Genomic DNA, 21,471 nt, shown 5'->3' on the forward strand with positions numbered 1-21,471 from the left:
CGCCGCTCAGTCGCCCTGGGCGGGCAGTTCCTTGATCCGGATGTCGCGGAAGGACACCTCGTCACCGGCTCCGTGGTTCTGGATGCCGATGTGCCCGTCCGTCAGGCTCCGGGCCGGATCGGTGTTGGTGAAGTCGTTGATCTGCACGCCGTTGAGCCACACGCGCAGGCGCTCGCCCTGCACGCGGATCTCGTAGGTGTTCCACTCCCCCGGCGGGTTCAGCGCACGATCACGCTTCTTCAGATCGGCGGACCGGAAGCCGTAGACGGACCCGGTGGTCTTCTCCGGGACGTCGGTGGCGTCGATCTGGACCTCGTACCCGTTGTTCACGGCCGACCAGGGGTCGTCCGAGGGCGGGAAGCCCACGAACACACCGGAGTTGTCGTCGCCGGCCACCTTCCAGTCGAGCTTCAGGGAGTACGAACCGAAGCTCTGGTTCGCGTACCACAGCAGGCCCAGCCCTCCGGACGAGGTGAGCGTGCCGTCCTCGGACAGCGTGAAGGAGCCGGGTCCGGCCTGCCGCCAGCCGTCCACGGAGGTGCCGTCGAAGAGCGGACGGTAGCCGTTCTCCGGGCGGCAGTCCGCCTGGGCCGCGCCGATGGCGTACCGGATGCCGCCCAGCAGGTGCTGCCGGAAGGCGGGGTCGGCGTAGGACTCCCTGGTGTGGCCGCCGCCGGTGTAGAAGGCGCGGCCGCCCTGGTACTCCTGGCACCAGGCGATCGGGTGGTCGCCGTTCATGGTGCCGCCGCTGTACGACGACTCGTCCAGCGAAGCGAGGACGTGCGCCCGCTCGCGGGGATCGGAGCGGTAGTTGTACCACTCGTCGGTGCGGTTCCAGGCCGGGCCGAGGTGTGCGGTCGCCGGGTGCGCCCGGTCCTCGACCGTGACAGTGGCGGGCTGGATCGCCGGGTGCGACTGGAAGTACGCGCCGGCCAGTCCGCCGTAGAACGCCCAGTCGTACTCGGTGTCGGCGGCGGCGTGCACGCCGACGTAACCGCCGCCGTGGTGGACGTAGTCCTCGAAGGCCCGCTGCTGGGCGGCGTCCAGGACGTCCCCGGTCGTGGACAGGAACACGACCGCGGCGTACCGGCGTAGGTTGCCCGGCGTGAACGCGCCCGCGTCCTCGGTGGCGTCGACCGTGAAGCCGCCGCTCACGCCGAGCTGCTTCACCGCTGCCACACCGTCCGGGATGGAGTCGTGGCGGAAGCCGGCCGTCTTGGAGAAGACCAGCACCCGCTTGCCGTCGCCGGGCTGGGAGGTCGCCGGGCCGGTCGCACAGCCGAGCAGCAGCGCGGCGGTCGCGGCGGCGGTGGTGAGTCTGCCGACGGTTCGCATGACGTCCGCCTCTCAGCCGGTCGTGAAGGTGAAGTCGTCCACGTCGAACAGGGCTCCGGTGCCGCCCTTGAACACCAGGTACAGCGTGGTGGTGCCGCGGGGTGCGCGGGACAGGCCTGCCTCGACGTCCTGGAAGGTCTCCCAGCCGCCGGTGACGGGGACGGCCGCATTGCCGAGCAGGGTGCCGGTCGGGGAGCCGGCGCGCACCTCGAGGGTGCCGCCCGCGCCGCCGGAGGAGACCCGGGCGGTGATCTTCGTGGCGTTGCTCAGGGCGTACGGCGTGAAGGAGATCCAGTCGCCGTTGTCGATGTCGCCGACGGTCCTGCCGCCGTGCGCGGTGTCCTTGGCGACGACGCTGACGCCGGAGCTGTCACCGAAGTGCTCGGCCTGGCGGTGCTTGGGCTGGGTGACGTGCCGGGCGTGCGTGGTGAGCGGGGCCTGGCCGCCGCCGCCGTTGTCGGTGTACTGGGCGTCGAAGACGCCGAAGATGTTGGCGTCCTCGTCGTGGCCGCCGTCGGCGCTGGTCTGGATGGTGCCGGAGCAGCCCGTGGCGGAGGTCAGCGGGTGGCCGTGGCTGTCGTGACCGAGGACGAAGGTGACGGTGACCTTGGAGCAGTCGACCGCCGTTCCGTCCTCGGGGTCGGTCACCTTCACCTTGAACGGGATGGCGTCACCGAAGCTGAACAGCTGCCCGTCCTGCGGCAGTTCGAGTGTCACCTTCGGCGCGGTGTTGCCGACGACGATCTGCACGCCGGCGCTGCCGGTGCGGCCGCCGGGGTCCTTGGCGGTCAGGGTCGCGGTGTAGGTGCCGTTCGTCTTGTACTTGTGCGTGGGGTCGGCCTCGGTGGACTTGGTGCCGTCCCCGAAGTCCCAGCTGTAGGTGAGGGCGTCGCCGTCCTGGTCGGTGGTGCCGGCGGAGGAGAACTGCACCTTCAGCGGCGCCTGCCCGTTGGTGCGGCTCGCGGCGGCCTGCGGGACCGGGGAGTGGCCGTCGGTGGCGTTCTCGATGCGGTACAGCGCCGAGTTGTCGTCGCCGCCGAACCAGGAGAGGCCGTAATCGAGGACGTACAAGGCGCCGTCGGGGCCGAAGGCCATGTCCATCACCTGGGTGCCGGTCCAGGGGAAGGGGTTGATGGACTGCACGGTGCCGTTGCCGTCGCTGACGATCCGCTTGATCCAGCGGCGGCCGAACTCACCGGCGAAGAAGTTCCCGTCATAGGCCTCGGGGAACTTCACCGGCGACTCGAGCGCCGGGTCGTAGTGGTAGACCGGGCCGCCCATCGGGGACTCGGAGCCGGAGCCGAACTCGGGCACGGAGCCGTTGTCGTAGGGGATCCATGCGGGCTGGGCCGGGGGCAGGTCGGTCAGGCCGGTGTTGTGCGGGGAGGTGTTCTTCGGCGCGTCGCAGTCGAACGCGGCGCCGGAGGCCTTCGTGGCGAAGTCGTAGTCGACGTAGGCGTCGTTGGCGCCGGTGCAGTACGGCCAGCCGAAGTTGCCGGGGCCGGTGACGCGGGCGAACTCGACCTGGCCGGCGGGGCCGCGGCTGGGGCTGGCGGAGCCGGCGTCGGGGCCGTAGTCGCCGACGTAGAGGATGCCGGTCTTCTTGTCGACGCTGAACCGGAACGGGTTGCGGAAGCCCATGGCGTAGATCTCGGGCCGTGTCTTGGCCGTGCCGGGCGCGAAGAGGTTGCCGTCGGGGATGGAGTAGGAGCCGTCGGCGTTCACCTTGATGCGCAGGATCTTGCCGCGCAGGTCGTTGGTGTTGCCGGCGGTGCGCTGGGCGTCGAAGCCGGGGTTGCGGTCCGCCCGCTCGTCGATCGGGGTGTAGCCGTCGGACTGGAAGGGGTTGGTGTCGTCGCCGGTCGACAGGTAGAGGTTCCCGGCCGCGTCGAAGTCGATGTCACCGCCGACGTGGCAGCACAGGCCGCGCGTGGTGGGGACGTCGAGGATCTGCTTCTCGCTGGCGAGGTCGAGGGTGCCGTCCGTCTTCAGCACGAAGCGGGAGAGCCGGTTGACGCCGTTGAAGGGCGCGAAGTCGGCGGCGGTGCCGCTCTCCGGGGCGTCGCCCGCCGGGGTGTTCAACGGCGGCGCGTAGTACAGGTAGATGAACCGGTTGCTGGTGAAGTCCGGGTCGATGCCCACGCCCTGCAGGCCCTCCTCGTCGTGCGAGTACACGGCGAGCTTGCCCGCGAGCCTGGTGTTGCCGGCGGCGTCGGTCAGGCGCAGTGTGCCGTCGCGGGAGGTGTGCAGCACGGAGCGGTCCGGCAGCACGGCCAGCGACATGGGCTCGCCGACCTCCGCCGCGCCCTTGGCGAGGGTGACCTGCTGGAAGTCCTCGGCGGCGAGGGTCTGTTGGTCGGCGACGGCTGCGCCGGCCGGCGGTGTGGTGAGGGTGAGCGTGGCGCCCGCGAGCAGGGCACCGCTGAACAGCGCGAGTGCCGCGCGCAGACGTGAGCGAGGGGATCTGGTGGTGCGGTCGTTCCCGTGCACGAATGCCTCCAGATGAGGGGCTGGTTGTACGGGCGGGTGGAGACGCCGGGATGCGCCGTCATCCCGGAGAGGGGGAAGAGAAGTCAGTTGGCGAACGCCGCGTCGAAGGACGCCGTCGGGGGTTCGAAGTCGTACGCCTTCAGGCGGGTCAGGGCCTCGGGGGCGCCCTGGAGCCGGTCCATGCCGGCGTCCTCCCACTCCACGGAGACCGGGCCCTGGTAGCCGATGGAGCGCAGCATGCGGAAGACGTCCTCCCAGGGGACGTCGCCGTGGCCGGCCGAGACGAAGTCCCAGCCACGGCGCGGGTCGCCCCAGGGCAGGTGGGAGCCGAGACGGCCGTTGCGGCCGTCGAGGCGCTTGCGGGCTTCCTTGCAGTCGACGTGGTAGATCCGGTCGCGGAAGTCCCACAGGAAACCGACCGGGTCGAGGTCCTGCCACACGAAGTGGGAGGGGTCGAAGTTCAGGCCGAACGCGGGGCGGTGGCCGACCGCTTCGAGGGCGCGCCGGGTGGTCCAGTAGTCGTAGGCGATCTCGCTGGGGTGGACCTCGTGCGCGAACCGGACGCCCTCGGCGTCGAAGACGTCCAGGATCGGGTTCCAGCGCTCGGCGAAGTCCTGGTAGCCGCGCTCGATCATCGACTCGGGGGCCGGCGGGAACATCGCCACCAGGTGCCAGATCGCGGAGCCGGTGAAGCCGATGACGGTGTCGACACCGAACGCGGCCGCCGCGCGCGCGGTGTCCTTCATCCGTGCGGCGGCGCGCTGCCGTACGCCCTCGGCGTCGCCGTCGTCCCAGATGGCGGCCGGCAGGATGGCCTGATGGCGTTCGTCGATGATGGCGTCGCACACGGCCTGGCCGACGAGGTGGTTGGAGACCGCCCAGCACTTCAGGCCGTACTTGTCGAGCAGCTGGTGGCGCGAGGGTATGTAGGCCGGGTCGGCGAGGGCCTTGTCGACCTCGAAGTGGTCTCCCCAGCAGGCGAGTTCGAGGCCGTCGTAGCCGAAGTCCCGGGCGAGCCGGCAGACCTCTTCCAGGGGCAGGTCGGCCCACTGGCCGGTGAACAGCGTGAACGGACGCGGCATGGCGGTGGCTTCTCCTCAGAGCCCGACGGGCGTGTAGACGGAGTTCTTCTCGGCGCTCTCCTCCACGGCCGCGAGTACGCGCTGCACCTGCAGCCCGTCGGCGAAGGAGGGTTCGGGGCGGCGGCGCTCCGCGACCGCGTGGACGAGGTCGCGGACCTGGTGGACGAAGGTGTGCTCGTATCCGAGGCCGTGGCCGGGCGGCCACCAGGCGTCCACGTAGGGGTGGTCGGGCTCGGTGACGAGGATGCGGCGGAAACCCGCGTGCTCGCCGGGCTCTGTGCCGTCGTGGTACCAGAGCTCGTTGAGCCGCTCCAGGTCGAAGGAGAGGGAGCCGCGCTCCCCGTTCAGCTCGATGCGCAGGGCGTTCTTGCGGCCGGTGGCGTACCGGGTGGCCTCGAAGGAGGCGAGGGCGCCGGAGGTGAACCGGCCGGTGAACAGGGCGGCGTCGTCGACGGTGACGGTGCCGGTGCGGGCGGCGGCGGTCCCGGCGGACAGACCTTGTACGGCCCCCGCGGGCAGCGGCCGCTCCCGCACGAACGTCTCCGTCAGCGCGGACACCCCGGCCAACTGCTCCCCCGCGAGGTACTGGGCGAGGTCCACGATGTGTGCGCCGAGGTCGCCGAGCGAGCCGGAGCCCGCCTGCTCCCTGCGCAGCCGCCAGGTCAGCGGAAAGGCCGGATCGACCAGCCAGTCCTGGAGATACGTCACCCGCACGTGCCGCAGGGTGCCGAGCCGGCCCTCGGCGACCATGCGGCGGGCCAGCGCGGTCGCCGGGACCCGGCGGTAGTTGAAGCCGACCATCGCCACCAGGCCCCGCGCCTCGGCCTGCTGCGCCGCACGGACCATGGCCTCGGCCTCGGCGACGGTGTTGGCCAGCGGCTTCTCGCACAGCACGTGCTTGCCCGCGGCGAGCGCGGCGAGCGCGATCTCGGCGTGGCTGTCGCCGGGGGTGCAGATGTCGACGAGGTCGACGTCGTCGCGCTCGATCATCTCCCGCCAGTCGGTGACGGCCTGAGCCCAGCCGTGCCGGCCGGCCGCCGCGCGCACCGCCGTGGCGTCCCGGCCGCAGATCACGGCCAGCTCCGGGCGGCGGGGCAGGTCGAAGACCCGGCCCGCGGTGCGCCAGCCCTGGGAGTGGGCGGCGCCCATGAAGGCGTAGCCGACCATCCCGACGCGCAGCGGCGGTCTGTCCCGGCCCGCTGAGCCGGCCGGGCTCGTCGGGCTCTGGGTCCCGTCTGACTGCTGCGGCTGTGCCATGGGGTAAGTCCTCCGTCCTCGTCGTGACGACGTCGTGGCGGTGCGGTGGGGGGTGCGGGGCCAGGCCTGTCGTTGCGTTCACCCCGGTGTGGCGGGGGCCCTCGGTCAGCGGAAGCCGGTGGGCATGTACTGGTCGACGTTGGTCTTGTCGACGACGGCCGAGTAGAGCGTGATCGACGCCGGGATCTCGAACTCGGCGAGGCCGCCGACGCCCTTGCCCTGGCCGAGGGCGCGGGCGAGGTCGATGGCGGAGGCGGCCATGGTGGGCGGGTAGAGCACGGTCGCCTTCAGCACGCCGTTGTCCTGCTTGATGGCCTGGAAGGCGGAGAGCGCGCCCGCGCCGCCGACCATCAGGAAGTCGTCACGGCCGGCCTGCTCGATGGCGCGCAGCGCGCCGACGCCCTGGTCGTCGTCGTGGTTCCACAGCGCGTCGAAGCCCGACTGGGCCTGCAGCAGCTGGGCCATCTTGGCCTGCCCGGACTCCACGGTGAACTCGGCGGCCTGGCGGGCGACCTTGCGGATGTTGGGGTAGTTCTTCAGCGCGTCGTCGAAGCCCTGGGTGCGCTGCTTGGTCAGCTCCAGGTTGTCGAGCCCCGCGAGTTCGACGACCTTGGCGTTCGGCTTGCCCTTGAGCTTCTCGCCGATGTAGTGGCCGGCGCTCAGGCCCATGCCGTAGTTGTCGCCGCCGATCCAGCAGCGGTAGGCCTGCGGGGTGTTGAAGACGCGGTCGAGGTTGACCACGGGGATGCCGGCGCGCATCGCCTTCAGGCCGACCTGGGTGAGGGCCTTGCCGTCGGCGGGCAGCACCACCAGCACGTCGACCTTCTTGTTGATCAGCGTCTCGATCTGGCCGATCTGCTGCGCGGTGTCGTTGGAGCCCTCGGTGATCTCCAGGGTGACGTCGGAGTACTTCTTCGCGCGGCTCTTGGCGTTGTCGTTGATGGCGTTGAGCCAGCCGTGGTCGGCCTGCGGTCCGGCGAAGCCGATGGTGACGTGCTTGCCGGGCTTGTCGGCGGCGGCCGGCCGCTCGTCCGCGGCCGGCGCGGAGTCCTTCGGCTCGTTGCTGGTGCAAGCCGTGAGGAGGGCTCCGGCGGAGACGGCGGCGGATCCGAAGAGCAGTCCTCTGCGGGTGGGCAGCTGGGGCATGGCGGGGAACCCTTTCCTCAGGTCGTGCTTGCGGTACGGCGCTGGACCAGCACGGCGGCGACGATGATCGCGCCCTTGGCGATCTGCTGGACGTCGCTCTGCAGGTTGTTCAGGGCGAAGATGTTGGTGATCGTGGTGAAGACCAGAACGCCGAGCACGGACCCGGTGATGGTGCCGCGGCCCCCGCTGAGCAGGGTTCCGCCGATGATGGCGGCGGCGATGGCGTCGAGTTCGTAGAGGTTGCCGTTGGTGTTCTGGCCGGAGCCGGACAGGACGATCAGCAGGAACGCGGCGATGCCGCAGCACAGTCCCGACAGCAGGTACAGATACAGCCGCTGGCGGCGGACGTCGATGCCGGCGAGCCGGGCGGCCTCGGCGTTGCCGCCGACGGCGACGGTGCGCCGGCCGAAGGTGGTCCGGTTCAGCAGCAGCCAGCCGAGAACCGTCACGAGTGCGAAGACCAGCACCAGGGGCGGGATGCCGAGGACATACGCGTCGCGTTCGCCGAGGCTCAGCACGCCGTCGATGGTGACGATCTGTGTCTTGCCGTCGGTGATCTGCAGGGCGAGACCGCGCGCCGAGGCCAGCATGGCGAGGGTGGCGATGAACGGGACCATCCCGCCGTACGCGATGAGCAGGCCGTTGACCAGGCCGCAGCCGAGGCCGACGACCATCGCGGTGAACAGGATGCCCGCGAAGCCGAACTCCTGGGTGGCGAGGGTGGTCGCCCACACCGAGGCGAGGGCGACGATCGCGCCGACGGAGAGGTCGATGCCGCCGGAGGTGATGACGAAGGTCATGCCGACGGTGACGACACCGATCACCGACGCCTGGGTGAGGACGAGTTGCAGATTGCGGGTGTCGAGGAACTCGTCGGGCTTGGTGACACCGCCGATGACCACGAGCACGGTGAGCACGCCGAGCAGGGAGAGGGTGCGGACGTCGGCGCGGGCCAGCAGGGTGCGCCAGGCGGGGAGATGGACCGGCGGCACCTTCGAGGTGCCGTCCCGCGGCGGGGAGACGTGCTGCGTCATGACGCCGGGCTTCCTTCCATGACGAGGTCGAGGACGCGGTGTTCGTCGAGCTGCCGGGCGGGTGCGGTGTGCACGACCCGGCCCTCGCGCAGGACCAGGACACGGTCGGCGAGGCCGAGCACCTCGGGCACCTCGCTGGAGACGAGGAGCACCGCGAGGCCTTCGTCCGCCAAGCGGCGGACCACCGCGTACAGTTCGGCGCGGGCGCCGACGTCGACGCCGCGGGTGGGCTCGTCGAGCAGCAGGACCCGGCAGCCGCGCAGCAGCCAGCGGGCCAGGACGGCTTTTTGCTGGTTGCCGCCGGACAGGGTGCGCACCGGCACGGACGGGTTGTCGGGCCGCAGCGACAGCTCTCGGACGGCGGCGCGGGCGGCGCCGCTCTCGGCCCCGCGGTCGATCCAGCCGCCGCGGGAGAAACGGGACAGTGAGGAGACGGAGACGTTGCGGGTGACGGACTCCAGCATCAGCAGCGCCTGCGCCTTGCGCTCCTCGGGCGCGAGCCCGAGACCGGCGCGGACGGCGGCGCGGACGCTGCCGGGCCTGAGCGGACGGCCGTCCACGAGCACCTGACCGGCCGTCGGCCTGCGGGCGCCGTAAATCGTCTCCAGGATCTCCGAGCGTCCCGAGCCGACGAGTCCGGCGAGGCCGACGATCTCCCCGGCGTGCACGTCGAGGTCGAGCGGCGCGAACTCGCCGTCCCGGGCGAGCGAGCGCACCTGGAGCACCGGCGTGCCGGCGGGCGGCTCGGCCGGCCGCTCGGGGAAGACGTACTCCACGTTCCGGCCGGTCATCAACGCGACCACGTCACGGGTCGGGGTCGTCTTGGCGGGCAAGCCCCCCGCGAGTGCCCGCCCGTCCTTCAGCACCGTGACGCGGTCGCCGATGCGGCGGATCTCCTCCAGGCGGTGCGAGATGTAGACGACGGCGACCCCCTCGGCGGTGAGGTCGGCGACGATCCGGAAGAGGTTGTCCACCTCGTCGGGGTCGAGCGCGGCGGACGGCTCGTCCATCACGATCAGCCGTACGTCGTGGGAGAGCGCCCGCGCCATGGAGACGATCTGCTGCTGCGCCGCGGACAACTCGCCCACCAGGCGGCCCGGTTCGATCTCGGGGTGCCCGAGTCGCCCGAGCAGCGCGGCGGTCGACTCCTTCGCCGCCTTGCGCCGTACGACGAAGCCGGCGGCCGCGGGTTCGTGGCCGAGGTGGACGTTCTCGGCCACGGACAGGTGTTCCACCAGGTCGAGTTCCTGGTAGATGGTGGCGATGCCCAGGCGCATGGCGGCGATCGGGGAGCGCAGGGTGACCGGCTCGCCGCGCCAGCGGATGGTGCCGGTGTCGGGCTGGTGGGCTCCGGCGAGGACCTTGATGAGGGTGGACTTGCCGGCGCCGTTCTGGCCGAGCAGGCAGTGCACTTCGCCGGTCTGGACGTCGAGGTCGACGCCGTCCAGGGCCCGGACGCCGGGGAAGGACTTGGTGATGCCGGACATGCTGAGCAGCGGTGGTTGTGGTGCCATGCGGATTCCCCTCGGCGGGCGTGCGGGCCGGTTCAGGGCAGGGCGGAGCAGGACGGGGCAGCTTGTGACCAGGGTGCGGCGGAGCGTGAGCAGGGCAGGGCAGGGCTGAGCTGGTCCCCGTACTGATGAGGTGAACCGAGGTCGGTGACTTACGCGGGTGAGAACAGGTGGTCGCTGATCAGCCGGGCCGCGCCGATGACTCCGGCGACGGGTCCCAGCTCCCCCAGGACGATGGGCAGGTTGCCGGTCGCCAGCGGCAGCGACTGGCGGTAGACCTGGGTGCGGATCGCGGCGAGCAGGGTGTGGCCGAGTCCGGTCACCCCGCCGCCGATCACCACCAGGCCCGGGTTGAAGAAGCTGACCAGGCCGGCGATGACCTGGCCGGTGCGGGTGCCGCCCTCCCGGATGAGGTCGAGGGAGGTGGCGTCACCGGCGGACGCGGCGGCGGCGACGTCCACGGCGGAGAGCGTGCCGCCCGTCTCCAGCCGTGACGCCAGTTCCGGCGACAGCCCCTGGCGGGCGGCCTCGGTGGCGTCGCGGGCCAGGGCGGCCCCACTGAAGTGGGCCTCCAGGCAGCCGCGGTTGCCGCAGGCACAGGGACGGCCGTCGGGCACGGCCTGGATGTGGCCGATGTCGCCCGCGCTGCCCGTCACCCCGCGGTGGACGCCGCCGCCCACCACGATTCCGCAGCCGATGCCGGTGCCGATCTTGACGCAGAGGAAGTCGCCCACGGAGCGTGCGACGCCCGCGTGCATCTCCCCCATCGCCATCAGGTTCACGTCGTTGTCGACCATGACGGGGCAGCCCAGTTCCTGGCTGAGCGCCTCCCGTACGGGGAAGCCGTCCCAGCCCGGCATGATCGGCGGGGCGACCGGGACGCCCTCCGGGAAGCGGACCGGGCCCGGAACGCCGATGCCGGCCCCGTCGTATCCCTCCGCGAGCCCGGAGTCGCGCAACTTCGCGGCCATGGACAGCACATGCTCGAAGACCGCGACGGGTCCCTCACGGACGTCCATGGGCTGGTTGAGGTGACCCAGGACCTCCAGCTCGGCGTTGGTGACGGCGACGTCGATCGAGGTCGCGCCGATGTCGACGCCGAGGAAGCGCAGCTGCGGGTTGAGCCGGACGTTGTGCGAGCGGCGCCCGCCGCGGGAGGCGGCGAGTCCGTCGGCCACGACCAGGCCCGTCTGCAGCAGCCGGTCGACCTCCACGGCGAGCTTGGACCGCGAGAGGTCGATCTGATCGCCCAGCTGGGCGCGGGAGTTGGGTCCCCCGTCGCGCAGCAGCTTCAGCAGCTGAGCCTGATGCGTGTTCGCGGGTCGTGCGGTCATGCGCCTCACGTGCCCCTCCCCGCCTCAAATCGGCCACCGTCGTTGGGCTTTCGAGGGGAACGTAGCAGCGACCGTTGAATGTGGGAAGAAGTCGCGCAGGGATTCCCGCAGACTTTCTCCACTCACAGGACAAAGACCGGAGCCCGAACTTCCCTGCCCCTAACGAGAGGCCCGAGACCTCTTACGACGGACGGGCACGTCGATCACCTGCGGGGACTGCTGCCGAACGCGCCGGCCGCGCTGCACGCCGGGGAGTCAGGACGCCGGGCGGTCGTGGTACGAGCGCCGGGTGTGCTCGGTGTGTTCGCGCATCAACCGGGTGGCGCGGCTCTCGTCGCCCTCGGCGATGGCGGCGATCAGCGCGCGGTGCTCGATCCAGGACTGCTGCCCGCGCTGCCGCGCGACCGGCGTGTAGTACCAGCGCACCCGGCGGTCCACCTGGGCCGCGAGGTCGGCGAGGACGGTGTTGCCGGCCAGTTCCATGACCGTGGCGTGGAAGCGGGCGTTGAGCGCGAGGGCGGTGTCGACGTCGTCCGCGGCGACGGCCTCCTCGCCCTGCGCGCACAGCTCTTCGAGGCGGGCGACGCCGTCCCTGCCGGCGGCCGCGGCGGCGAGCCGGGCGGCCTCGGCCTCCAGGAGCGTGCGGACGGTGAGCAGCTGGTCGGCCTCCTCCTCCGTCGGCTCGTGCACGAACGCGCCCTGGGCAGGCCGCAGATCGACCCAGCCCTCGGTGTTGAGCCGCTGCAGCGCCTCGCGCACCGGCTGCCGGGAGACCCCGAGATGCCCGGCGAGTTCACTCTCCACGAGGTGCTGACCGGGCTGCAGGGTACGCGTGGTGATGAGTTCGAGCAGGGCCTCGTAGACACGCTCGCGCAGCGGGCCGGGCCGCTCCAGTCGGGGCACCGCGCCCTGCGGCAGTCCGGTCGACAACATCGCTCCCCCTCGGGACTCGGTGGGACGGCACGCGCAGCAGACCAGCAGTATCGATTGTCTTTCGTCTACAGTCTACGGCGCACACGAGCCGCCGCGGCGTGCCGCACGTCGCCTCAGGGGTACACCGGCGCGCTCAGGGGCAGCGCACGACCTGCCCCGCGTACGACAGGTTGCCGCCGAAGCCGAACAGCAGCACCGGGTCGCCGGTCGTGACCCGGCCCTGCTCGACCAGCTTCGACAGGGCCAGCGGAATGCTCGCCGCGGAGGTGTTGCCGGAGTCGGTCACGTCGCGGGCGACGACCGCGTGCGCGGCGCCGATGCGCTCGGCGAGCGGTTCGATGATGCGCAGGTTGGCCTGGTGGAGCACGACGGCCGCGAGGTCCTGCGGGGAGATGCCGGCGCGTTCACAGGCCTGCCGGGCCAGCGGCGGCAGCTGGGTCGTCGCCCAGCGGTAGACGGACTGCCCCTCCTGCGCGAACCGGGCCGGCTGGCCCTCGATGCGCACGGCGTGCCCCATCTCGGGCACCGACCCCCACAGCACGGGCCCGATGCCGGGCTCCTCCCCGTCGGCACACGCCTCGACCACCGCGGCCCCCGCCCCGTCACCGACCAGGACGCAGGTGCTGCGGTCGCTCCAGTCGGCCACGTCGGACATCTTGTCGGCGCCGATGACGAGGGCCCGCCGGGCAGCGCCGGCGCGCAGGGTGTGGTCGGCGGTGGCCAGCGCGTGGGTGAACCCGGCGCACACCACGTTGACGTCTATCGCGGCCGGGCGCGGGATGCCGAGCCGGGCGGCGACGCGGGCCGCGGTGTTCGGGGAGCGGTCGATGGCGGTGGAGGTGGCGACCAGGACGAGGTCGATGTCGGCGGGCGCGAGGCCGGCCGTCGCGAGCGCCTTGGCGGCGGCGTGCGCGGCGAGTTCGTCGACGGGCTCGTCGGGCCCGGCGATGTGCCGCGTGCGGATGCCGACCCGGCTCCTGATCCACTCGTCGCTGGTGTCGACCAGTCCGGCGAGGTCCTCGTTGGTGAGCACCTTGGCTGGCTGGTAGTGGCCGACGGCGGCGATCCGTGAGCCGTTCATCTGGAGGGTCCCCCTCGTTGCCTGGACAGCGGACCCCTCAGTCTGATCAGTGACTCACGGGTACGAGGGCAGGCGAAGCGACAGGAATCGGGTGCGGGTGTTGTCGGCTTCCATCAGAGGCGCGGACCCGGCCGGACAGCCGCTGCGCGACCCCCTTGCCCAGCGTCACCTCCAGGAGCTGCTCGCCTCCTCGGCGGACCTGTCGACCACGCCCGGGGCGGCGGAGTGGATCGCGCAGTACGGTGCCGAGCCCGACCGTTTCGGCCCGGACGCGGCCCGTCTGAACGAGGAGCCGAAGGCCGACTACGAGCTGTACGTCCGCGACTACGACAAGTGCATCCTGCGCCACAAGTGCGTCGACGCCTGCGGCGAGCAGTGGCAGACCGAGACGACGACGGTGTGCGCATACTGCGCAGTGGGCTGCAACCTCACGCTGCACGTACAGGACAATGCGATCGTCAAGGTCACCTCGCCGCACGACACCCCGGTGACCCACGGCAACCTCTGCATCAAGGGGCGGTTCGGCTACCAGCACGTACAGAACCGGGACTGACCGGGACGGATGGGGACATGGGACGAGTGACGGAACGACGCAAGGTGATCCGCGTACGGGACGGAGCGGTCTCCGCACGCCCGGACACGCTCGTCGCGGAGGAACCCCTGGAGATCCGCCTCGACGGCAAGCCCCTCGCCATCACCATGCGCACCCCCGGCGACGACTTCGCGCTGGCCGCCGGCTTCCTGGTCAGCGAGGGCGTGCTGGCGGAGGCGCCCGACCTGCTCAACATCGTGTACTGCGCGGGCGCCACGGCGGACGGCTCGAACACGTACAACGTCGTCGACGTCCGGACGGCCCCGCACGTGGTCGCCCCCGACATCACACTGGAGCGCAACGTCTATACGACGTCCTCCTGCGGCCTGTGCGGCAAGGCGAGCCTGGACGCCGTGCGCACCACGGCCCGCTGGCCCATCGCCGACACGCCCCCGCTGCGCGTGACGCCGGAGCTGCTGGCGAGCCTGCCCGACCGGCTGCGCGCGGCCCAGCAGGTGTTCGACCGGACCGGCGGGCTGCACGCGGCGGCCCTGTTCACAGAGGACGGCGAGCTGCTGGACGTCCGTGAGGACGTGGGCCGGCACAACGCGGTGGACAAACTGGTCGGGCGTGCCCTGCGGAACGGGGACCTGCCCCTGTCCCGCACGATCCTGCTGGTGTCCGGGCGCGCCTCCTTCGAGCTGGCGCAGAAGGCCGTGATGGCCGGCATCCCCCTGCTGGCGGCGGTGTCGGCGCCGTCGTCGCTGGCCGTGGACCTGGCGGCCGAGACCGGCCTGACCCTGGTGGGCTTCCTGCGGGGCGCCTCCATGAACGTGTACGCGGGCGAGGACCGCATAGCCCTGAAGGCCACGGCCGACCAGGACTGACTCCCTCCCCCGCGGCACGACGACGGGGTCCCGCAGGCGGGGAGCGCCCCCTGCGCCGCGGGACCCCGTCTCAGTTTGTTTCCCGCGTCCCGCTGACGCGGACCAGCATCTCCAGGAACCGCTCCCGCTCCTCCTCCGACAGCGGCTCCAGGAGTTCCGCGTTGGCCGCGCAGGCCACCTCCTCGCACCGCTGGAGCATCCGCTCGCCCTGTTCCGTGAGCCGCACGGCGTTCTTGCGGCGGTCCTTCGGGTCGGGTTCACGCAGGACCAGGGACGCGGACTGGAGGTCGTTGAGGACACCGACCAGGTCCTTGGGGTCCAGGCCCACGCCGCGGCCGAGGTCGGCCTGCGCGACCGGGGCGAGGTCGCGGACGGCGGAGAGCACCACGTGGTGCCACATCTTCATGCCCTGTGCGGCGAGCGCCTCGGCGACCAGAGCGCGCCCCCGCGCGGCGGCGCGCCCGAGCAGCCAGCTGGGCAGGGAGCGGATCGCGGGCAACGGTGCTTCGGCCATGCGAGCAGCCTATCCGGAAGTCATTGGACTTCCCCACGACATCACCTATACCGTTGGGACTCCCAACGAATTCATGGGTACACCCAACGATTTTCCGGAGGTCGCCATGCGCCGCATCCGATACGACCGCCCCGGCGGCCCCCTGTTCATGGAGGAGGCCCCCGTCCCCGCACCCGCCCCCGGCGAGCTGCTCGTGCGCTGCGAGGCGGTCGGCGTCACGCTCCCCGTCGTCCGCAAGGTCACCGAGGCCGCGGAGCCCATCGCACTCGGCGGCGAGATCGCCGGCGAGGTCGTGGCCGTCGGCGAGGGCGTGACCCGCTGGGCGCCGGGCGACCGGGTGACCGGGCTGTGCTTCGGCCACGGCTACGCCGACTTCGCGCTGCTGCAGGACGCCATGGCCTCACCGATCCCGGACACGGCCTCGGCCGTCGACGCCGTTACCCTGGTGCGCAGCGGCCTCGTCGCCTACGGCGCCCTGGACGCGGCACGTCCCGAGCCTGGCGAGACGGCACTGATCACGGCCGCCGCGAGCGGTGTCGGCCATCTCACCGTTCAGCTGGCCCGGATACGCGGCGCGGCCCGGGTGACCGGCGCCGTCTCCGATCCGGCCAAGGCCGGCTTCGTGCGCGCGCTCGGCGCCGACGAGGTCGTCGGGTACGGCGACGACAGCTGGGGTGAGCCGGCCGACTACGCTCTGGACGCCGTCGGCGGCGAGCTGCTCACCCCGGCCCTCGCCGCACTGGCCCCCGGCGGCCGGCTCGTGGCGTACAGCTCGGGCGGCGGGACCATTCAGGCGTACGACCTGCTGGTGGCCGCCAAGTCCGTGATCGGGTTCCAGATGGCCCGCATCGCCCGCGGCCGGCCGGCGCTGTACGAGCAGTGGCGCGCAGAGCTGTGGCGGCTGTTCACCGAGGGCTCCCTGAGGCCTGCCGTGCACGGCGAGTTCGCGCTCGCCGACGCGGGAAAGGCACACGAGACGATAGAGAACCGGGCGAATCTGGGCAAAGTTGTTCTGATCCCATGATCCGCTCGGCCCGTCCGGGAGACGATGGACGGGGCGGGGTCGGCGCGTGACAGCCGCAGGTGTGGGTGGGCGGCCGGCCGGCGCGGAACCGTGTCGTGGGCCTGATCACCGTGCGGGACCGGGGCGCGGCACCGCGGACGGCGTCCGTGCGCACCAGGAGCGCGTACAACGACGGCCGGTGGCACGGCGCCGGGGCGCAGGCCGCCCGTCGCTGTCCGTCGACGGCGTGGAGTCCTCCGTCGCGGCTCCCCCGGGCTCGGTCAGCCGGACCTCGCCCTTCGGGGTGCACCTCGGGCAGCGCATGGACGGCAGGGCCTTCTTCACCGGAGCGCTCGACGAGCTGCGCGTCTGGGACCGGGCGCTGAGCGACGGGGAGCTGAGGCATCCGGCGGTGCCGGACTCAGCGCAGCACACGGTCCTGTCGCTGCCCCTGGACCGGGTGAGCGGCTGAGTCTTCGCCGTCCGCCTCGGGGTCGTGGGAGCGGCGCTTGGCGATCACCGCGCACACCATCAGCTGCATCTGGTGGAAGAGCATCAGCGGCAGCACGGCCAGCGAGGCCTGCGGGCCGAAGAGCACGCTCGCCATGGGCAGCCCGGACGCCAGCGACTTCTTCGACCCGGCGAACTGGATCGCGATCCGGTCCGCGCGGCCGAAGCCCATCGCCTTCGCGCCGTACCAGGTCATCAGCAACATCACCGCGAGCAGCACGGCCTCCACGACGAGCAGCCCGCCGAGCCGGACCGGGCTGACCTGGTGCCAGATGCCGCGGACCATGCCCTCGCTGAACGCGGTGTACACGACGAGCAGGATCGAACCGCGGTCGACCAGGCCGAGCACCTTCTTGTGCCGGGTGACGAAGCCGCCGATCCAGCGGCGCAGCACCTGCCCGGCGAGGAACGGCACCAGCAGCTGCAGCACGATCTGCACCACGGAGTCGGCGGAGAAGCCTCCCGCGCCGCTGCCCAGCAGACCCGCTGCCAGCAGCGGCGTGACGACGATGCCGACCAGGGAGGAGAAGGAGCCGGCGCAGATCGCGGCGGGCACGTTGCCGCGGGCGATGGAGGTGAAGGCGATGGAGGACTGGATGGTGGAGGGCACCAGGGTGAGGAACAGCAGGCCCTGGTAGAGCGGCTGGGTGAGGAAGACCGGGACCAGCCCGCGGGCGGCCAGGCCCAGCAGCGGGAAGATCACGAAGGTGCAGACCAGGACGGTGCCGTGCAGCCGCCAGTGCTTGAGGCCGTCCAGCGCCTCACGGGTGGACAGCCGGGCGCCGTACAGGAAGAACAGGAACGCGATCGCCGCCGTGGACGCACCGGAGGCGACGTCGGCGCCCGTGCCGCGCGCCGGGAACAGCGCGGCCAGCCCCACCGTGCCCAGCAACAGCACGATGTAGGGGTCGATCGGCATCCAGCTCGGCCACTGCAGGCGTTTCACGGTGCTCCACGTGCTCGGTCGTCGTACGTACGGATGGGGCGTGCGGCCTCGGGCTGCGGCCATGGACGTGGCCCCGGTTCGCCGCCGGGGGCAGGCGGCCCGCGGCCCGCGGCGAGGCCCGGAGGGCGCCCTTCCATCCTGCTCCCCCGAGCCGTGATCGGGAATCCGGCATACGGCTCTGACTGTCATCACGTTTCATGATGAGCGGCTAGGGTGGCAGGCGTGTACGACCCCTCCCAGCTGCGCACCTTCCTCGCGGTCGCGCAGACGCTGAGCTTCACGCAGGCAGCGCGGCGGCTCGGGCTGCGCCAGTCGACGGTCAGCCAGCACGTGCGGCGGCTGGAGGACGCCACCGGGCGCACGCTGTTCACCCGGGACACGCACGCGGTGGAGCTGACCGAGGACGGCGAGGCGATGCTCGGCTTCGCGCGCCGGATCCTGGAGGTGCACGAGCAGGCCACGGCGTTCTTCACCGGGACCCGGCTGCGCGGCCGGCTGCGCTTCGGCGCGTCGGAGGACTTCGTGCTGACTCGGCTGCCGGAGATCCTGGAGGGCTTCCGGCACGACCATCCCGAGGTCGATCTCGAGCTGACGGTGGAGCTGTCCGGCACGCTGCACGAGCAACTGGCGGCCGGGAAGCTGGACCTGGTGCTGGCCAAGCGGCGCCCGCAGGATCCGCGCGGGGAGCTGGTGTGGCGGGACGACCTGGTGTGGATCGGCGCGGAACGGCTGCGTGTGGACCCCGACCGGCCCGTCCCGCTGATCGTCTACCCGCCGCCGGGCATCACCCGGGCGCTCGCCATGGAGGCGCTGCAGCGGGCGGGGCGCCCGTGGCGGATCGCCTGCACCAGCGGCAGCCTGAACGGCCTGATCGCGGCGGCCCGCGCGGGCCTCGGCGTGATGGCGCACTCCCGCGGCCTGGTCCCGCCCGGCCTGGTGCGCGTCCCCGACCGGGCCGGTCTTCCGGAGCTGTCGGGCGTCGACTTCGTCCTGGTGCACGGCCACCGCCGCACCTCCGCCCAGGACGCCGCCGACGCCCTCGCCGCGGCGATCCTGGCGGGCGGTGACCGCCTTCAGCGGCGCCGGCGGACCGGCGTCGGCTAGGACACCCGGGGACGCGCCGTCGGGTTCAGCGGGCCGGCATGGGATACGTCAGCTGCTTGACCCGGCGCAGCAAGGGGCTGGCCTCGACGTGCTGGACGCCCGTCAGCCGGCCGAGGGGGCCGCTGAGGTAGGCGTAGAGCTCGGCGGTGTCGCGGAAGACGGCGGTGGCCGTGAGGTTGGACGGGCCTGCGGTCGCGGCGGCGTGGGCGATCTGGTCGTGCGTGGCGAGCGCCTCGCCGACGGCGTGCAGAGTGGCCGGTGTGGTGGTGATCCACAGGGCGGCGGCGGTCGGGAAGCCGAAGATCTCCGAGTGGTACTCGACGTCGATGTAGACCGCCCCCGACCCCAGCAGCGCGGCGAGCCGGCGTTTGACCGCCGACTCCGAGCGGCCGGTCGCGCGCTGCAGTTCCGGGTAGCCGGCCCGGCCGTCGCGCTCGAGAACGGCCAGCAGCGGCTCGTCCGACGGTTCGATGCGGGCGGGTCCCGCGTGCGGGACCGGCTCCGGCCGCAGGGCCGCGATCTCGTCGTCCCGCAGCACGCCGAACTTGCCGAGCCAGCCCGTGGGCCCGCCGTAGAAGCGGTGCAGCATCTGGTGGGCGCGGATCTCCAGCACGCGCGGGGTGCGCGGCAGCTTGCCGAGCAGCAGGTCGTCACGGTCGCCGGCGCTGCGCGGCCGGGTGCCGAAGACGATCTCCGTGCCGCCGGAGGCGAGGCCGATCCAGTTGGTGTCGGGCCGTTTGGCGAGCGCGTCGGCGATGGTCAGGGCGGCGTCGGGGACGCAGCGCAGCCGCAGCGTCCACTGGTCCTGGCCGAGCCGCTCGGCGTCCCGGACGGCGACGACGCGCAGACCGCCCTCGGAGCACAGCCGGCGGTAGCGGCGGGCGACGGTCTGGTCGGACGCCCCGAGCACGGCGGCGAGCCGGCTGAAGGAGGCGCGCCCGTTCAGTTCCAGGGCGCACAGCAGGCGCAGGTCCAGCTCATCGAAGGTGTCGGATTCCCACTCCAGCACGCCGTCTCCTGTCGGATTCCGTCACTCGGGAGGTCACCTCGCATGTGATCGTCCACGGACGGCCCATCGTACGGAACCGGGCGCAGACGCGTCCCGGTATCGGTGAGGAGTTGAGGACATGCGCACATGGGGGCCGCTGACGGCGGTGTGCCTGGGCACGTTCATGTTGTTGCTGGACGTGACGATCGCGGTCGTGGCGCTGCCGGACATGGGGCGGGCGCTGCACGCGTCGCTGAGCGATCTGCAATGGGTGATGGACGGCTACGCGCTCGCGCTGGCCGCGCTGCTGCTGGGCATCGGAGCGGCGGCCGACGTCCTCGGGCGCCGTCGGGTGCATGTGGCCGGTGTCGTGCTGTTCGCGGTGGCGTCGCTGCTGTGCGGGCTGGCCGGCGGGCCGGGGCTGCTGGTCGCGGCCCGCTGCCTGCAGGGCGTGGGGGCGGCGGCGATGTTCGCCACCACTCTGCCCCTGCTGGGCGCGGTCTACCAGGGCCGGCAGCGGTCGGTCGCCCTCGGCGTGTGGGGCGCGGTGAGCGGCGCGGCGGCCGCGGTGGGCCCCGTGGTCGGCGGGCTGCTGACCGACGGGCCGGGCTGGCGGTGGATCTTCTTCGTGAACCTGCCGGTGAGCGTGGCCTCGGTGTGGCTGACCCTGCGGGTGGTGCCGGAGTCGCACGGCGAGCGCCGGCGGCGTATCGACCTGGCCGGCACGGCGACCTTCGCCGCGTTCGCCGGGGCGCTGACCTACGGGGCGGTGCGGGCCGGGTCGCACGGCTGGACGGAGTCCGGGACGCTGCTCTCCTTCGCCCTCGCGGTGCTGGCGCTGGTGTGCTTCGTCGTGGTGGAGCTGCGGGTGGCCGACCCGCTGCTGGACCCCCGGCTGTTCCTGCGGCCCGCGTTCACGAGCGTGATGGTGGGCGCGTTCGCCTTCAACCCGGCGGCGTTCGCGGTGATGGCGTACTCCTCGATCTGGCTGCAGACCCTGCTCGGGATGAGCCCGGTGCGCGGCGGCCTGGTGTTCCTGTGGCTGTCGCTGGCCTCGTTCGTGGTGGCGGCGCTGGGCGGCCGGCTGCTGCACGGCGTGCCGGCGCGGCTCACCGTCGGCGGCGGGCTGCTGCTGATCGGCGTCGGCCAGTTCTGCTCGGCGGTGCTGGACGCGGGGTCGACGGCGACGACGCTGGTGCCGGGTCTGGTGCTGGTCGGCATCGGTACGGGTCTGGTCTCGCCGGGCATCGCGGGCGCAGCGCTGGCCGTGGTGGAGCCGCAGCGCGCCGGTATGGCGGGCGGCGCGGTCAACACCTTCCGCCAGCTCGGTTACGCGCTCGGCATCGCCGTCTTCGGCACGGTGCTGACCTCGCGGCTGCGGGACACCCTGCCGCCGGACGCCGCGCACACCCTGGCCGGTGGCGGCGCCGGCGCGCTGCGCGGGGCGTTTTCCGAGCACACGCTGCGGTCCGCGTTCGCCTCGGGTCTGAACACCGCGTCGGTCGCGGCGGGTGCGGTGGCGATGATCGGCGGCGCGCTGGTGCTGACACTGGCCCGTTCACCGCGCGCCGAGCGGCCCACGGTGACGGAATCCGGGGCGCGGACGCTGACCGAAGTGAAGCGCTGACGGGAGCCCGCGCCGCGCGGCGGCCCGGTCGTACAGATTCGGTGGAGATTGGGGCGCCGAAACTTACGGAACCGTCGGTTTTCTGTCCGACCCTTCCGCATGTGCGCCCATTTTCCGCCCATGACCAGCGCGGACCCCGGCGCCGCCCGAAGCGCTC

At 72.2% G+C, this 21,471-nt stretch carries 18 protein-coding genes and 1 pseudogene; 6 read left to right on the top strand and 13 right to left on the bottom strand.

Features of this window, described 5'->3' with window-relative positions; translation table 11 throughout:
• Nucleotides 1-6: 6 nt before the first annotated feature.
• The 10 genes from ACF1GV_RS08140 to ACF1GV_RS08185 form a co-directional block, all read right to left on the bottom strand.
• Complete coding sequence (locus tag ACF1GV_RS08140; protein ID WP_391679108.1) at nt 7-1,335, bottom strand: ThuA domain-containing protein; 1,329 nt, start codon at nt 1,333-1,335, stop codon at nt 7-9.
• Between the two features lie 12 nt (nt 1,336-1,347).
• The gene (locus ACF1GV_RS08145; RefSeq protein WP_391679109.1) at nt 1,348-3,825 is read right to left on the bottom strand and encodes a PQQ-dependent sugar dehydrogenase; all 2,478 of its coding nucleotides are present in this window, start codon (nt 3,823-3,825) and stop codon (nt 1,348-1,350) included.
• An 83-nt stretch (nt 3,826-3,908) separates the two neighbouring features.
• Nucleotides 3,909-4,907 (bottom strand): sugar phosphate isomerase/epimerase family protein, encoded by a 999-nt coding sequence (locus ACF1GV_RS08150; RefSeq protein ID WP_391679110.1) that lies wholly within the window; start codon nt 4,905-4,907, stop codon nt 3,909-3,911.
• 15 nt (nt 4,908-4,922) lie between these two features.
• On the bottom strand, nt 4,923-6,164 hold the full coding sequence (locus ACF1GV_RS08155) for a Gfo/Idh/MocA family protein (protein ID WP_391679112.1): 1,242 nt from the start codon (nt 6,162-6,164) through the stop codon (nt 4,923-4,925).
• Between the two features lie 105 nt (nt 6,165-6,269).
• On the bottom strand, nt 6,270-7,310 hold the full coding sequence (locus tag ACF1GV_RS08160; RefSeq protein ID WP_391679115.1) for a substrate-binding domain-containing protein: 1,041 nt from the start codon (nt 7,308-7,310) through the stop codon (nt 6,270-6,272).
• A gap of 17 nt (nt 7,311-7,327) precedes the next feature.
• The gene (locus tag ACF1GV_RS08165; protein ID WP_391679117.1) at nt 7,328-8,344 is read right to left on the bottom strand and encodes an ABC transporter permease; all 1,017 of its coding nucleotides are present in this window, start codon (nt 8,342-8,344) and stop codon (nt 7,328-7,330) included.
• Complete coding sequence (locus tag ACF1GV_RS08170) at nt 8,341-9,858, bottom strand: sugar ABC transporter ATP-binding protein (protein WP_391679118.1); 1,518 nt, start codon at nt 9,856-9,858, stop codon at nt 8,341-8,343. The genes ACF1GV_RS08165 and ACF1GV_RS08170 overlap by 4 nt, the downstream gene beginning before the upstream one ends.
• 149 nt (nt 9,859-10,007) lie before the next feature.
• A complete protein-coding gene (locus tag ACF1GV_RS08175) occupies nt 10,008-11,189 on the bottom strand; it encodes an ROK family protein (protein WP_391679121.1) in 1,182 nt (393 codons plus the stop codon).
• A 255-nt stretch (nt 11,190-11,444) separates the two neighbouring features.
• Complete coding sequence (locus ACF1GV_RS08180) at nt 11,445-12,122, bottom strand: GntR family transcriptional regulator (protein WP_391679122.1); 678 nt, start codon at nt 12,120-12,122, stop codon at nt 11,445-11,447.
• Nucleotides 12,123-12,255: 133 nt separating this feature from the next.
• Entirely contained in the window at nt 12,256-13,203 is a 948-nt protein-coding gene (locus ACF1GV_RS08185) for a beta-ketoacyl-ACP synthase III (RefSeq protein ID WP_391679125.1), read from the bottom strand.
• A gap of 97 nt (nt 13,204-13,300) precedes the next feature.
• Here ACF1GV_RS08185 and ACF1GV_RS08190 point away from each other — a divergent pair.
• Nucleotides 13,301-13,756 (top strand): annotated as a pseudogene (locus ACF1GV_RS08190) (Fe-S-binding domain-containing protein); the annotation flags it as partial.
• Between the two features lie 17 nt (nt 13,757-13,773).
• The gene (gene fdhD / locus ACF1GV_RS08195; protein ID WP_391679128.1) at nt 13,774-14,622 is read left to right on the top strand and encodes a formate dehydrogenase accessory sulfurtransferase FdhD; all 849 of its coding nucleotides are present in this window, start codon (nt 13,774-13,776) and stop codon (nt 14,620-14,622) included.
• A gap of 70 nt (nt 14,623-14,692) precedes the next feature.
• On the opposite strand, the gene ACF1GV_RS08200 is transcribed toward fdhD, so the two are convergent.
• Nucleotides 14,693-15,136 carry a MarR family winged helix-turn-helix transcriptional regulator gene (locus ACF1GV_RS08200; protein ID WP_391679131.1) on the bottom strand — a complete coding sequence of 148 codons (444 nt, stop codon included), beginning with the start codon at nt 15,134-15,136 and terminating at the stop codon, nt 14,693-14,695.
• Between the two features lie 106 nt (nt 15,137-15,242).
• Here ACF1GV_RS08200 and ACF1GV_RS08205 point away from each other — a divergent pair, with 106 nt between their 5' ends.
• Together ACF1GV_RS08205 and ACF1GV_RS08210 are read left to right on the top strand one after the other, a co-directional pair.
• The gene (locus tag ACF1GV_RS08205) at nt 15,243-16,160 is read left to right on the top strand and encodes a zinc-binding alcohol dehydrogenase family protein (RefSeq protein ID WP_391679133.1); all 918 of its coding nucleotides are present in this window, start codon (nt 15,243-15,245) and stop codon (nt 16,158-16,160) included.
• A gap of 178 nt (nt 16,161-16,338) precedes the next feature.
• Nucleotides 16,339-16,611: a LamG-like jellyroll fold domain-containing protein gene (locus ACF1GV_RS08210; RefSeq protein ID WP_391679135.1), complete on the top strand. Its 273-nt coding sequence runs from the start codon at nt 16,339-16,341 to the stop codon at nt 16,609-16,611.
• Here the strand turns inward: ACF1GV_RS08210 and ACF1GV_RS08215 are convergent.
• Nucleotides 16,561-17,595 (bottom strand): bile acid:sodium symporter family protein, encoded by a 1,035-nt coding sequence (locus ACF1GV_RS08215; RefSeq protein ID WP_391679137.1) that lies wholly within the window; start codon nt 17,593-17,595, stop codon nt 16,561-16,563. The two genes, ACF1GV_RS08210 and ACF1GV_RS08215, sit on opposite strands and share 51 nt — an antisense overlap.
• Before the next feature lie 222 nt (nt 17,596-17,817).
• Here ACF1GV_RS08215 and ACF1GV_RS08220 point away from each other — a divergent pair, with 222 nt between their 5' ends.
• Complete coding sequence (locus ACF1GV_RS08220) at nt 17,818-18,699, top strand: LysR substrate-binding domain-containing protein (RefSeq protein ID WP_391679139.1); 882 nt, start codon at nt 17,818-17,820, stop codon at nt 18,697-18,699.
• Between the two features lie 25 nt (nt 18,700-18,724).
• Here the strand turns inward: ACF1GV_RS08220 and ACF1GV_RS08225 are convergent, their stop codons facing one another.
• Entirely contained in the window at nt 18,725-19,705 is a 981-nt protein-coding gene (locus tag ACF1GV_RS08225) for an Lrp/AsnC family transcriptional regulator (protein WP_391679623.1), read from the bottom strand.
• A gap of 121 nt (nt 19,706-19,826) precedes the next feature.
• Between ACF1GV_RS08225 and ACF1GV_RS08230 the strand changes: the two genes are divergently transcribed.
• A complete protein-coding gene (locus ACF1GV_RS08230; protein WP_391679141.1) occupies nt 19,827-21,314 on the top strand; it encodes an MFS transporter in 1,488 nt (495 codons plus the stop codon).
• The last annotated feature ends 157 nt before the right edge of the window (nt 21,315-21,471 follow it).

This window comes from Streptomyces sp. NPDC014006 (assembly GCF_043088925.1).
Lineage (GTDB): Bacteria > Actinomycetota > Actinomycetes > Streptomycetales > Streptomycetaceae > Streptomyces.